The following is a 14,019-nucleotide window of genomic DNA, read 5'->3' as shown; positions in this document are numbered from 1 at the left end:
GTAAATTTGCAGCATTATAAAACACTTGCTTTGAAGATTTTTCATTCTATAAACGATTTCCAGATTACCAAAAAAACAATTTTAACCCTTGGCACGTTTGATGGTGTACATATAGGTCATAAAAAAATCCTGCAAAAGCTAACACAAAATACGCCTAATGAGGATTATGAAAGTGTTGTTCTTACTTTTTTCCCACATCCAAGAATGGTTTTACAAGAAGACTCTAACATTAAACTGCTCAATACCATAAAAGAAAAGCAAGATCTACTTGAAGAGATTGGGATAGAAAATCTAGTCATCCATCCATTTGACGAAACTTTTTCGCAATTAACTGCCGAAGAATTTGTAAAAACAGTTTTAGTAGAAAAATTTCACATCCAAAAAATAATCATTGGACATGACCATCGTTTTGGAAGAAATAGAACCGCCAATATTGATCATTTAATAGATTTTGGAAAACAATATGGTTTTGACGTGTCTCAGATATCGGTTCAAGAGCTTAACGAAATATCGGTTAGTTCAACAAAAATTCGCAATGCCATACTTGACGGCAACATTCAACTAGCAAATGATTACTTAGGGTACTCCTATTTTATTACCGGTACTGTCATTACTGGAAAACAACTAGGACGCACGATAGGTTTTCCTACTGCAAATATCAAAATAGAAGAGAACTATAAGCTCATACCACAAAACGGAGTATATCTAGTACAAGCAAGTATCAATTCTCAACTTATAAATGGTATGATGAACATAGGCACAAACCCTACTGTAGGCGGCCAAGAAAAATCTATTGAAATTCATTTTTTAGACTTTGATGCCGACATTTACAACCAAGAATTAAAGGTCTCAATTTTGCACAGAATTCGAGATGAGAAAAAGTTCAATTCCCTGCAAGATTTACAAGAACAGTTGCAAAAAGACAAAGTAATTACAAAAGAATACTTTAATTAATAACAAGTTAACATATTTATTGCTTTTTTTTAATTAAATTTGGGTATTACTCTTTGTTTTTCAATAAGATATACATTAATTTAAAAGAACTGCGGTATGAAACTTCCAAAAGAATTATTAAACGGATTGGTTATTATTTTAGGAATAGGTCTCTATTTTTTAGTGATGGAACTACTTGGATTTGCAGACAACCCTATATTGAGAGTTTTTAATGTCCTATTTATTTTTTATGGTACTAATAGAACATTAAAACAAAATTACGCTGAAGGAAATACTGTTATGGTTTCTAATGCGGCATCTGCCTTTGCAACTGCATTTACAGGGGTTATTCTTAGCATTGCAGCATTAATTATATACAGCTATGCAAAAGGTGGAGAAGCATATATTGGATCACTATCAAAAACATTTCTATTTGGCGGAGAACCTACCATTATGACGTATTCCATTTCGCTTTTATTTGAAGGAATCAGTTCAGCTGTCATCGTAACATTCATGCTGTTACTATACTGGGACACCCGATACTCTAGTGACAAACATGGAGCTAAATCATAAACACACATCATTATAAATAGAGCAGCTTAGTAATTTATCTTTTAGAATCCAACAAAGTACTAAATTGATAGCTAAGCTTGTACATTTTAAAGTTTATTACAAACAACTTTAACTAATTTTGAGTCATTTAATTGCTTTTCTCTTTTCGAAAGGTTACCATTGTTACTTTAGAACAATTTAACTACTTTTGATGCATCAAAAATATGTATCGATGAGCATTAAAAGACACAATTGGACAAAAGACGAAATAATCGCAATATATAACAAACCCTTAATGGATTTGCTTTATGAAGCAGCCACTATTCATAGAGAACATCATGACCCAAACGTAGTTCAAGTATCTACACTGTTATCTATAAAAACTGGTGGGTGCCCAGAAGATTGCGGCTACTGCCCACAAGCAGCACGCTACCACACTGAGATTGAAGGAAATGATTTGATGTCAGTAAGCCAAGTAAAAGCGCAAGCATTACGTGCAAAATCTGGTGGTTCCTCAAGAGTTTGTATGGGAGCTGCTTGGAGAAATGTTAAAGACGGACCAGAATTTGACCAAGTTCTTGAAATGGTACGTACGATTAACAAACTTGACATGGAGGTTTGTTGCACACTAGGTATGATTACTGAAAACCAAGCACAACGTCTTGCAGAAGCTGGTTTATACGCCTACAATCACAATCTTGACACTAGTGAAGAATACTATAAAGAAGTAATATCTACACGTGGTTTTGAAGACCGCATACAAACCATTGAAAACGTTCGTAAAACTAATGTAACGGTTTGTAGTGGTGGTATTATAGGAATGGGCGAAAGTATTGAAGATAGGGCAGGCATGTTGGTTGCTTTGTCGACTTTAAATCCGCAACCAGAATCAGTGCCAATTAACGCCTTAGTTGCTGTAGAAGGTACTCCATTAGAAGAAGAAAAACCAGTTGAAATTTGGGAAATGATTAGGATGGTAGCCACCACCAGAATCATCATGCCAGAAACGCAAGTACGACTTTCAGCAGGACGAATGAACATGAGTCGCGAAGGTCAAGCTATGTGCTTTTTTGCGGGTGCCAATTCTATTTTTGCTGGAGATAAATTATTAACTACTCCTAATCCTGATGTAAATGAGGATATGAAAATGTTTGAAATGTTAGGTTTAAATCCTCAAAAACCATTCACAAAAGTTTCACAACCTCAAACAGTAGAGGCCGAAGATTCTCAATATGCTCCTCTTGGAGAAAAACCTAAATGGTCAAGACCAGGACACACTATTGAAAGAAACCTTGAAGCTTCTGGCAAAGAAAAATAACAGATTACATATTATTTTTACCCATAAAAAAACTCCATTTTTAAGAAATGGAGTTTTTTTTTAAAGGTATTCAAGGTGTACTGTATTAATAGATAATTTTATTAGTGACTACATTACCGTTTTTTAGAACTGTTTTTACAATCAACACTTGTTGCGCTGCAGGCAAACTTGATATTGAAAACGTAAAGGTATCTACTTTTTGCTTTTCATAGATAGCAGTTCCTGATACAGTGTACACATAAATCTTATCAATAGACTCCATTCCCGAATCTACTTTGATTACCTTATTCTTTAGCGAAACAAGAACTTGATTTGACTTAATATCAACATCATCAACACCTAGTGTTTTATCAGTGTAACGCAATACAAATCTTTCGTTAAAAATACCTTTACCTGTTTCAAAAGTATATGGGCCTTGTTTTAAATCATGCACTATGCTTTTAATTTTATCTTCAAGGTAAATTTTTCTAGAAGCCAATAGACCATCAACCTGATCTATACCAATTGAAAAACTACCTTGAATAGTAGTACTGTACCCTAACGGGATTTCATCATTTTCTTCAAATGGAAGTGCTCTACCTTGTATGGTTAATGTTTTATTATCATTAACACTATAAAAATCTACAAATTCATTTCCGTTAAAACTCAGTCCATCATAAGTGCTATCGTAATTATTTGTAGCTCCCGAGATATAACCTACTAACATCTGTTTAAAAGCGCCTTGCGTATTGGTTAAATTCAACCAAACACGATGTTTTTCAATAGCAGAAGCGCTTTTTGATTTGCTTGCAGTAGTTTTGAAAAACTGACTGTTGTCTAGAATTGTATTACCAGCACCCATACGCATGTTATTATTGAAAACAATTGATGTTCCAGTCATGTTCTCAAGTGTACTTGCAAAGAAAGCTTGTCCAGCTGCAATTTTACCTGTTGGTCTATATGGATTTGTAATGGACTTATCAGGATCACTTGCAGCCACAGCAACACCTCCTGTAGTATTATAAGTAGCATAATCATCAGCGGAGTAGGCAAAAAAGCCTGTACCAGGATTACTCACACCTACTCCTCTAGCCGTGTTATGTGTCCAAAAATATAAAGTCCCAAAAAGCACATTGGAATTTGCAGCGATAAACGCATCAGCATCTAGTGCAGAAGGATATGGATTCCCTATTAAATACGGCTTAAAAGCCACAACAGGACTTAAAGCAAATGAACCATTATGAGGTATTCCCTCAAAAACTCCTAAATATGGACTTAATGGCGACGGTGGAGTAGCTGTGTTTTCTGGAGCTCTTATAATATATCCTATTCCTTTATCCATTAAATCTTGAGGGTCTTCTTGTGAATATGCCTCAGTTACGGGATTAAAAGAATAATACCTACCCGGATTCGTTAAAGGAGACAAATCAAATAACTTTTGATTTGAAACTGGTGATGACCAGTAAGTATAATCAAATCTTTTTATTGGTGTAGTTTCTCTTTGATATTTTATATTTCCGGTATTTGCAACATCATTTACTTGTACTAAACTAGTATTGTTCTCAAAAGTCAACATTCCATTTACAGTAAGTTTGTCCTGAAGCTTCATACTAACTCCTGTTGATACAACAGCATTTATTCCCGTATTAACGGTACAATTACAAAGCTGCACATCAGCAGTTATAGGAGTATTTGAATTAATAACACCAATCATATCTATAGTAGGTGTTACTGTCAATCCAGAGCTTGTCCATCCAGAGTTTGTGTATGTGGTAATAATTACGGGATCAATTACCACATTTCCTGTAGGCGTACTAGTACAGCCCCCACTTGCAACAGCAAATTGATAGGTTCCTGGTGCTAAACCGGATATAGTAGTTTCTGAACCTGAACCATTAATTGATAGGCTTGACAAACCAGTTCTTATTAATGTCCAAGAACCCGAAGGCAAACCAGTTAATCGTACACTTCCTGTAGGCGTAATACAGTTTGGCTGTACTCTTGATGCTACTGTAGGTCTTTCAAGAGGTATAAAAGATGACGAAAATCGCACTCTTGCCTGACCCGCAGCTTCAAAATACTCTAAAACAAAATTAGTATTCCCACTAAGATAAACTGAATACGTTTCTTCTTTATATGAATGAGTAGTCCAGTCATTTATAACAAATGTAGCACCCCCATCTAAACTTAAACGATAACCATCATCAGCACCCACTGTAAAAGTGTAACAACCAGCTTGTAAATTTCTATTCATTTTAAAACGGATAGCATAATTATCAGCAAATGAGCCACACATACCGACTCCCGAAATAGGATCATTGTTTAAATTCAAATCAAAAATTTCTGTTTGAGTTATACTGCCCACATAATTTGTACTAAAATTACTGTTTTGTGGATTTGTACCTGGATAAACGTACCCTATCCAAGAATTGTTACCATACGACACCTGGTTACCAGTTACCGCACCTACTGTGACAGTTGCACTACCCGTTAAGTTTGTTGAACAATTAGGAAAACCTACACTATTTGCAACACTTAGTAAATTATAAACAAATACACCCGTTGATGCTGTTGATGCTGTTATATAATTTATTGAGGAACTTGGACCTACATAAACTTCATTATTCGTACCACCATTAATATTGTAGGTGACATTAACTCCATAGGTTTGTGGATTGGTTATTGTAATTGCTGGAGCAGGCGCACCAACACATACTGCTGTAGTTCCAGATATTGTAGCACTTGTAGGTAAATCTCCAACCTGAATATTAATAGATGAACTGCTAAAACTCTGCCCGCATCCATTAGTTGCAAAAACTATAAGATTTCCTGATGTAGCTGTTGGCCCAAAAGCAATTGATACAGACAAACCATTAGCTGCTGGAGTTATTGTCCAGCCAGTGGCGGTAGTGCTCCATGCATAACCTGCAGCATTTGTTACTGCTGCAATACTATAACTTGAAGAAGTAGTCCGACATTGTGTTGTATTACCTGTAATAGCACCTGGACCATTAGGTCTATCTCCACTTGTTGTTACAGTTACAGCACTTGTAAAAAATTCGCATGTTCCAGAACCTAATGTTGTTGGCCTAAAAATTCTTCTAAAATAGCGCACATTATTAGCAGCACCTGGACCAACAGCTACTGCCGGCACATTGTAGTTTTGTGATGTAGCGCCCGATATATTTGAAAAATTTGTATTATCCGTTGAGGATTGCCATTGATAAGCGGTATTAGTGTTTACGTTACAACTAATAAGATTTGAACCTGTTATAGTAGTCGTTCCGTTTGAACACAAAGCAACATTGGGTGCACTAGAAATAGTATTACCTGAGCCATCAAAGGGCGCTAGACTAAAACCTAATACATTCCCTCCAGCATTTTCATAATAATCTAAAACTATAACACTATTCCCTGTTAAGTTTATTAAATTGTTACAATAAGAGGTATTACCTTGCTCTTTCCAACGGTCAAAAACACGCACTCCGTCAACATAAACACGTATACCATCATCACCATTAACATTCAAAATATAACACCCAGCAGGTCTTGTAGATCTCATACGATACCTTACTGCAAATGTCTCTGTATAGATGGTTGCAGGAGCACCATTTTTTGTTATTGGAAAACAAGCTGTATTACTACCAAAACCTTCACTAATTGTTTCAGTTGGTATAGTATAAAATCCTTCATAATTTGCTGTAATAAAAGGATTCGTGCTTGTAGACAAAGGATTTGGGGAGGGATCTCCTCCAGGACTAGCTCCAGAAGTAACTCCAGGATTATAACTACTATATACGTGTCCTACCCACTGATTGACTCCCAAAGCTGTTTGATCATCTGTAGCATTTCCTCTAACTAGTTCAACCATTGTCATTGTCCCTACTGTATCAACAGTATCGTTATTAAGACAAGACCCTCTAGATACAAGTACTTTTATTTGACCTGAAATAGGTGACACCCAGTTGAAAATCGATACACCACCGGCATTTGAATTAAAACCTCCTGCAAGACTTGCATTAGTAGTAGCATCTAAAATTGTTAAATTTTCATTGTCTGAGAAAAGATTCCCAACGGTGAAACGATAAGTAGACCCTGCCAAGACATTAACTAACGCATATTGTCCTGCCTTAATATTTGGAGTAATTATAGGCGTACCAATACAGGACGAAAATGTGTAAGGAGTGGCACCACCTACTGATGTAAGCGGTGATCCTGTATACGCACATTGCGAATAACTCGATAAAAAACAAAATAAACCGGTTATTAAGAAAAGTAATTTTTTATTCATGTGGTATTATTATGAGAGGTTAATCTTATTTTATATTAGGGCTCAGAATTTGATAAAATATAAATTTTTGAAATATACAATCACGTTTTAAATTAAAAACAAATTAATCGATATACTACTTGTTTTAACGATGAAGTGCTCTAAATTCAAGATTAGTAATACCTTATCAAAGCCGCCATTTAATTACGGTTATCTAAATAATAAATTTAAAATTTGATACAAAAAAATACTCCTCGATATCTCTTAAAATGAATTCAAAATTGTTTCACACTTAATCTTATTTACGAATAAATTTACCAATCGGATTTAGAATGGAATCGCTGCCATTAAAATCTGTTTCTAAAAAATTTATAGCTTAATCACATCTTTTTTTATGTAAGGTTATCTCATAAAGTTACTTTTTACAAAAACTGTTACACTAGGTTATTAGATACTATTGTTGCATTTTTGTTTACAAATTAACCTCAATCATGAAAGAAGTATTCTCTATAAAGGAAGCTATTAAAAAAATAGAGCATTATTGCGTTTATCAAGAACGATGCCACGACGAAGTAGTTCAAAAACTACGAACCATGAAAATGGATACTGATGAAATAGACACCATCATTGTCAAACTTATACAGGATAATTTCTTGAATGAGAGTCGGTTTGCTTGCAGTTTTGCTAGAGGAAAGCATCGAATTAAATTTTGGGGAAAAAACAGAATTGTGAACGAACTTAAATTCCGAAACATTGGTCAATACAACATCAATCTAGCGCTAAAAGAAATATCAACTGAGGAGTATTTAGATACTTTTGAAAAAATAGCCACACGAAACTGGGAAAGCATCAAAGAAACTAATCTTCAAAAAAAGCGAAAGAAATTCTGCGATTATTTACTCAGAAAAGGATTTGAAAGTAACTTGATTTATGAAAAAGCAAAAGAATTAGAGGCTCAATAAAACACTTACCGCATTACCGCCAAAACCTACTGCATTCACTAAAACTTTTTTTACGGGTCTTTTTTGTTTCTGCGCTTTCGCAAAAGGAACTCCCACAAACGTATTGTGCTGCATCATTAATATGGCAAACTCCATGCTTAGAATTCCTGAAGCACCAAACGTATGACCGATTTTCCATTTATTAGTAGTTACTAATGGCAGGCTTTCGCCAAAGACTTTTTGGATTGCTTTATACTCTGTCAAATCACCTTTTATGGTTCCTGGTGCATGCATGACAATTACATCAACATCTGATAATGCAGTATCTTTTAAAGCCATAGCCATCGATTTTTGAAAGCAAACAGCTTCAGCAGAAATGGAAATATTATGCTCTAAAATTTCAGTGGCATAGCCAATTCCCTCAATGTATGCTAATGCGTTTTCTTTCTTACCCATTTCCAGACAACAAACTCCTGCACCTTCACCTAGAATCATGGTGTTTTGTGTTTTATCCAAATCTAAAGCGCGGTTTGGGTACAACTCATTAGATCTGGAATAAATCTTCAATGCTTTCATTTGCGCAATTGTAAAATCAGTCAATGGAGCTTCACTACCTCCAACCAAAAATTTATCAACCATTCCTGATCTCAGCCATGCTACACCATTTAAAACAGCGTGCAAAGCAGTAGAGCAAGTGATGGAGTGGGAAATTTCAGGTCCTGTACTTTGCAAATCATGTGCTACCCACGAAGAAATATTACCCAAAGTAGTGGTTGGTGATGCTAGTGTTTGCGCCTTTCCTGTTTCTAAGTATTCTTGATGGTGTTTTTCAAATAAATCAGTTGCACCACGTGATGAACCAATATTGATTCCGAATACATCATTTTCACCCCAGCCCGCTTGCTGTATTGCGTTACGAGAAGCCTCAATAGCATATAAAACTGAATTATCAAGGAATTTATATTTTATATCAGACTGTTTTAATTGTTCCACTTTAGCCGCCGAAACGCTATCCAAAGGCGCTACAAACGCTGGTGTTTTATCAATTACTTTATTTACAAAACAATGTTGCTCCTTTAGATAATTCTCCCATATTATTTTAGGACTATTCCCTAACGGGGAAACTGACGAAAGCGCTGTAATGGATATAATTTGTGACAAGATACTATTGATTTGATTGCAAAGGTCGCAAAGTTTTATACAAAGTTTGCTAAGGTTTAGGCCTAAATAACAATTTCGCAACGCTTTGTGACTTCATTTGTAATTACGAAAAAAATTCTTCAAAAACTTATACTATTTCTAGGACGTCTTCGACTACTTGATAAATTTTTTGCAACTGTTCATCACTGATGATGTATGGAGGTAAAATATAAACAATGTTCCCAACAGGTCTTAAAATCACACCATTTTCGATAAAAAAATCATATAGTTTGTTTCGCAATGAGCCATAGTAACTAGCTTTACCCTCTTTTTTGATTTCTAAAGCAAATATAGTTCCCAAGACTCGCGTAGTTGTTACCTTAGAGTGCCCCTTGATTTTACTTTGAAAATCCAAATGATTTTGATTCACCCGAACCAAATTAGCTTGCATCTCGGGAGTATTTAACAACTCTAAACTTGCTAGAGCAGCAGCACAACCCGTGGGATTTGCTGTAAAGGTGTGTCCGTGAAACAAGGCCTTATTAATATCATCATCATAAAAAGCTTCAAAAATATCTTGTGTAAAAGTTGTTATTGCCATAGGAATGGTACCGCCAGTAAGCGCCTTAGACAAGCACATGATATCTGGTTTTGTTACCACATAATCCATCGCGAAGTTTTTACCTGTTTTTCCAAAACCAGTCATGACTTCATCAGCAATGGTCAAAACCTGGCTTTCATTACAAATTTGCAACAAAACATCTAGTGTTTCCGGTTCATACATCACCATTCCCGCAGCACCTTGCACTAAAGGTTCAAAGATAAAAGCGGCACACTTGTTATTTTTTAGATGCTCGCGTAAAGCTTGGTAACTTTCTTCCTCTTTTCCGGGAACGGGCACAGGAATTCTCACTACATCAATAAACATTCCTTCAAATGCTTGAGTGTAAAATGAAATTCCGCTAGCAGCCATCGCTGCAAAAGTATCACCATGAAACGCATTTTCAAATGCAACGATCGTAGTACGTTGCTCTCCTTTGTTAAAAAAATATTGCAACGCTACTTTGATACCAACTTCAACAGCAGTAGAGCCGTTATCAGAAAAGAATACTTTTTGTTGGTTATTAGGTAAAATCTCAAGTAATTTCTCCCCTAAAACAATGGCAGGTTCATGTGTAAAACCTCCAAAAAGAACATGTTCCAGAGTTGTTAATTGCTTGTAAATAGCATCGGCAATAAATGTATTGCTATGTCCATAAGGATTCACCCACCATGAGGCAATGGCATCGATGTATTCTTTATCATTTTCGTCCCAAAGTAAAGCTCCTTTACCTCTTTTGATTGCAATAGGAACGGCTGCCGTTTTATGTTGTGTATAAGGGTGCCAAAGATGTTTTTGGTCTCTTTCAGTTAATGTCATTTCAAATAATATATTTCGCAAAGATACATAGAGATGGCAACGTATTTTACAAAAATGTTACAAACTCAATAGCTTTTCCCTGAACATATCAGCGTATTCTTTAATTACATTTTGATCAAAATAAGGTTCTTGTTCAATTCTGCCAATACAGTTTAAACCTGTTTTAGAAAGGATAATGGTTTCGGTAGCATTATTTTCATCACCCGAAAAAAGAATTCCCGCCACTTCAATTTTCCTGTTCTGAAGCGCCTCAATCGTTAATAATGTGTGATTGATACTCCCCAGATAGTGTCTAGAAACTACAATGACTTTATAGTCAGATTGAATCAAATCTATCACACAATCTGTATCATTTATTGGTACAAATACACCACCTGCACCTTCTACCACAAGGTGATTGTCAGTTTTTGGTTCCACTATTTTTTGTAAATCAATGACAACACCATCACAAGCTGCGGCATAATGCGGACTTGCTGGAGTTTTTAAGTCATAAGCATTGGGGTGAAGTCTTGTTATAGAATTTGACAGAAAGGATTTCACTTTATGACTGTCTGAATGGTCTAAATCACCGGCTTGAATAGGCTTCCAATAATCGGCCTCAAGCGCCTCTGTAATAATAGCAGCTGCAATAGTTTTACCTACATCGGTTCCTATTCCTGTTATAAATAGTTTCATAGATTATGAATTTTTACAAAAATAGAAAACCCATCATAAAGATGGGCTTATTTCTAATTTTCTTTTAAATCTTATAACACTTAACATCGATTGACGGTAAGCATTCAACTCTTACATCAACACAAAAAATTGATAATTATAATTTTTGTTTATCTAATCTAAAAATTACTATTCGATTTAAATTCAACTTTAGTTCAATATCGGCTTTACGGTATATCCGGCTTTTTTTAGCAAGTTGATCACTCCTTTTTCACCTAACAAATGTCCTGCTCCTACTGCAAAGAATGAACTTTTATCTTTCATAAGACTCGGCATTTTCTCAACCCAATTGGTATTGCGTTCTTCAAGCAACCATTTTTTTGAGTTTTCGTTTAGGAATTTAGGGTTTGTAATTTGGCTGTACAATTCTACTAAATTTTCATTTTTATAAGACTGAACCATTTTCTGGGTATCTTCAAGTTTTGATTCCTTTAACATAGCAATCATTTGGTCATCATTATAGGCTTTACCCATGAATTGCATTTGCGCCTCACCCGTTTCTAATCCTCCTAATTTTTTATTCGCCGCTTTAGCAATACTTGATAGTTCCATCTCATAAAATTTCAAATTGGTACACCCAAAAGATTTCATGGTAATCAAACTTATTACAGTAAACAAACTAAAATTATCTACCTGTTGAACAGTCATACCTGTTTTTTCTTTCAAGATAGAATCCAAGTCTGCAAGTTGTTGAGCTGTAAGTTTTTTGCTTAAAGGCTCTGCACCCATTGCCGATTTTTGCAAATAAGCCATTTCATTAGGATCATTCAAATCAATTTCAAGAAACAAGTTATCGGCATTATTTAACGCTTTTTTTGTTTTATCCGTAAGAAAATAATCATCATTGCAAATCATGTGTACTGTACCATAAAGATAAGACGGTTTTGCATTTCCGTTACCTGAAATCTCCCATAATAATGAGTTTTCATTTTCTGGAATTGCTGCTTTTTTATTGTTTTGCGATATACTTACTTGCGATATTAAAAGCATTGCAAGAGCAGATAATGATCTTCTAATTACGTTTTTCATTTTATTTTTTGTTTATTTATTTACATGACATAAGTAATTATATTTACAAAACGTTACAAAAAAACGAAACTAAATTATAAAAGTGAGTAGATACAATGCATCACAGCCGAAATTTCTTGAGTAGAATTATAACTGTGTAAACAAAAACGAAGACGCTCTTGTCCCTCTGGCACCGTAGGGGAAAGAATCGCTTTTACGTCAAAACCCTTTTCTTGCAATTGACCTGCAATAGCTTTTACTTTTTCATTACCAGGAATAATAGCAGATTGTATTGCTGATTTACTACGAACAAAAAGAGGTTTTAATCCTAACAAGTTCTTTTGTTGATTGAATGAAACGATATTTTTTCTCAATTTTAAAATTGAATTTGAATCCTGTTTTAAATACCCATAAGCAATTAAGATAGAAGCAACAGCATGCGGCGAAAGTCCTGTAGTGTAAATAAAACTTCGGGCAAAATTTACTAAATAATCCCGTAAACTTTGCGATCCTAAAATAGCAGCACCGTGACAACCCAAACCTTTACCATAAGTCATTATCCTTGCAAAAACATAATCTTGCAAACCAAGCATTTGCACATAACCTTCTCCTTTATCCCCAAAAACACCTAATGCATGTGCTTCATCAATTACTACGTAACAATTGTGTTTGGTTGCAACCAAAATTAATTCTTCAAGATTAGGACAATCCCCATCCATAGAAAAAACCGATTCTGTGACAATGTAAATAACTGTATTAGGATTTCGTAGAATTAATTTTTCTAAATCTTCAAAATCATTATGATTGAATTTATAGGCCTTGGCTCTTGATAATTGAATCCCATCACGTATGGAGGCATGGCTCAACTCATCGTATAGAATTAAATCTCCTTTTTGCGGTACCGAACCAAAAAAACCAAGATTAGCATCATAACCTGAATTGAAAAGTAATGCCGCTTCTGATTGATGAAATCTAGAAATGTACTCCTCGGTTGTCTTATAAAGCTTGTGATTTCCAGAAATCAATCTAGATCCCGTTGCGCCGTTTTGAATGATTTCGTTGGTAATTAAATACTGATGCGTCTCGTTAAAAATTATTTCTGATTGTGAAAACCCTAAGTAATCATTTGATGAAAAATCAACTTCTCTTCGCAGCGTGGGTAATGTGCGCAAGGCATTTTGCTCTTTTCTAATTTCAAGTTTTTGAGATAAATGCTCTGGAATTTTTTTCATAGAACACAAAATTAAGCATTTTAAGTGAATTTGTTTATTATAAACAAAATACTAAATGATGAACTAAATAATTAGCAAACTACTCAAAAAAAGTGTTTTTTTTTCATTATGACAAGCTTTAAAATCAAATGGAATACACCAATGCGAGAAAACTCAATTTAAATTTTTGAATTACAAAAAATAAATTTAAACCACTACATTTTTTGAATACACGATAACAAAGGACAAATAAAGTCCTGAGATCATTTACTATTACTTTACCTAAATACCATATTTAACGATGAACCAAATGAGTTAAACACCAACTTAAACCATTACTTGATACGTCAGATTAACATCTCAATAAATACACTATCTCCATGATAATTAACAAACAACCCAATTAAGGATGTATTTTGTCGAGTATTTTTTTAGTTCAACGAGTATTTAACAATACCTATTCTCCAATAGATTTAAACCTATACATTTGCATCGAATTATAATTTTTTGTTAAAATAAAGTCATATTAAATA

General features: G+C 34.6%; 11 protein-coding genes and 1 pseudogene. 4 read left to right on the top strand and 8 right to left on the bottom strand.

Features of this window, described 5'->3' with window-relative positions; translation table 11 throughout:
• The first annotated feature begins 30 nt into the window (after window positions 1-30).
• The 3 genes from LQ189_RS16025 to bioB all read left to right on the top strand — a co-directional run bounded on the left by LQ189_RS16025 (window position 31) and on the right by bioB (window position 2,803).
• On the top strand, window positions 31-954 hold the full coding sequence (locus LQ189_RS16025; RefSeq protein ID WP_230158558.1) for a bifunctional riboflavin kinase/FAD synthetase: 924 nt from the start codon (window positions 31-33) through the stop codon (window positions 952-954).
• Between the two features lie 96 nt (window positions 955-1,050).
• Window positions 1,051-1,506 (top strand): hypothetical protein, encoded by a 456-nt coding sequence (locus LQ189_RS16020; RefSeq protein WP_230158557.1) that lies wholly within the window; start codon window positions 1,051-1,053, stop codon window positions 1,504-1,506.
• A gap of 211 nt (window positions 1,507-1,717) precedes the next feature.
• Entirely contained in the window at window positions 1,718-2,803 is a 1,086-nt protein-coding gene (bioB, locus tag LQ189_RS16015) for a biotin synthase BioB (protein ID WP_230158556.1), read from the top strand.
• An 85-nt stretch (window positions 2,804-2,888) separates the two neighbouring features.
• Here bioB and LQ189_RS16345 read toward each other — a convergent pair whose 3' ends face one another.
• The 3 genes and pseudogenes from LQ189_RS16345 to LQ189_RS16335 form a co-directional block, all read right to left on the bottom strand.
• On the bottom strand, window positions 2,889-3,065 hold the full coding sequence (locus LQ189_RS16345) for a T9SS sorting signal type C domain-containing protein (RefSeq protein ID WP_370634902.1): 177 nt from the start codon (window positions 3,063-3,065) through the stop codon (window positions 2,889-2,891).
• Window positions 3,066-5,564: 2,499 nt separating this feature from the next.
• Window positions 5,565-5,786, bottom strand: a pseudogene (locus LQ189_RS16340) (hypothetical protein); the annotation flags it as partial.
• 13 nt (window positions 5,787-5,799) lie between these two features.
• Window positions 5,800-5,847, bottom strand: coding sequence for a hypothetical protein (locus tag LQ189_RS16335; protein WP_370634900.1), 48 nt, complete (start codon window positions 5,845-5,847; stop codon window positions 5,800-5,802).
• A 1,696-nt stretch (window positions 5,848-7,543) separates the two neighbouring features.
• Here LQ189_RS16335 and LQ189_RS16005 point away from each other — a divergent pair.
• Window positions 7,544-8,014 carry a regulatory protein RecX gene (locus tag LQ189_RS16005; protein ID WP_230158553.1) on the top strand — a complete coding sequence of 157 codons (471 nt, stop codon included), beginning with the start codon at window positions 7,544-7,546 and terminating at the stop codon, window positions 8,012-8,014.
• On the opposite strand, the gene LQ189_RS16000 is transcribed toward LQ189_RS16005, so the two are convergent.
• The 5 genes from LQ189_RS16000 to LQ189_RS15980 all read right to left on the bottom strand — a co-directional run bounded on the left by LQ189_RS16000 (window position 8,000) and on the right by LQ189_RS15980 (window position 13,507).
• Window positions 8,000-9,154: a beta-ketoacyl synthase N-terminal-like domain-containing protein gene (locus tag LQ189_RS16000; protein WP_230158551.1), complete on the bottom strand. Its 1,155-nt coding sequence runs from the start codon at window positions 9,152-9,154 to the stop codon at window positions 8,000-8,002. The genes LQ189_RS16005 and LQ189_RS16000 overlap by 15 nt on opposite strands.
• 127 nt (window positions 9,155-9,281) lie before the next feature.
• A complete protein-coding gene (bioA, locus tag LQ189_RS15995; protein WP_230158548.1) occupies window positions 9,282-10,553 on the bottom strand; it encodes an adenosylmethionine--8-amino-7-oxononanoate transaminase in 1,272 nt (423 codons plus the stop codon).
• Window positions 10,554-10,610: 57 nt separating this feature from the next.
• Window positions 10,611-11,228, bottom strand: coding sequence for a dethiobiotin synthase (bioD, locus tag LQ189_RS15990; RefSeq protein WP_230158546.1), 618 nt, complete (start codon window positions 11,226-11,228; stop codon window positions 10,611-10,613).
• Window positions 11,229-11,417: 189 nt separating this feature from the next.
• Complete coding sequence (locus LQ189_RS15985; RefSeq protein WP_230158544.1) at window positions 11,418-12,296, bottom strand: TraB/GumN family protein; 879 nt, start codon at window positions 12,294-12,296, stop codon at window positions 11,418-11,420.
• A 74-nt stretch (window positions 12,297-12,370) separates the two neighbouring features.
• On the bottom strand, window positions 12,371-13,507 hold the full coding sequence (locus LQ189_RS15980; protein WP_230158543.1) for an 8-amino-7-oxononanoate synthase: 1,137 nt from the start codon (window positions 13,505-13,507) through the stop codon (window positions 12,371-12,373).
• Window positions 13,508-14,019: the final 512 nt, after the last annotated feature.

The organism is Flavobacterium sp. CECT 9288, assembly GCF_918731615.1.
In the GTDB taxonomy this organism is placed as follows: domain Bacteria; phylum Bacteroidota; class Bacteroidia; order Flavobacteriales; family Flavobacteriaceae; genus Flavobacterium.
The sequence above is the reverse complement of the archived record's forward strand: the minus strand, read 5'-3'. Positions and strand labels throughout refer to the sequence as shown.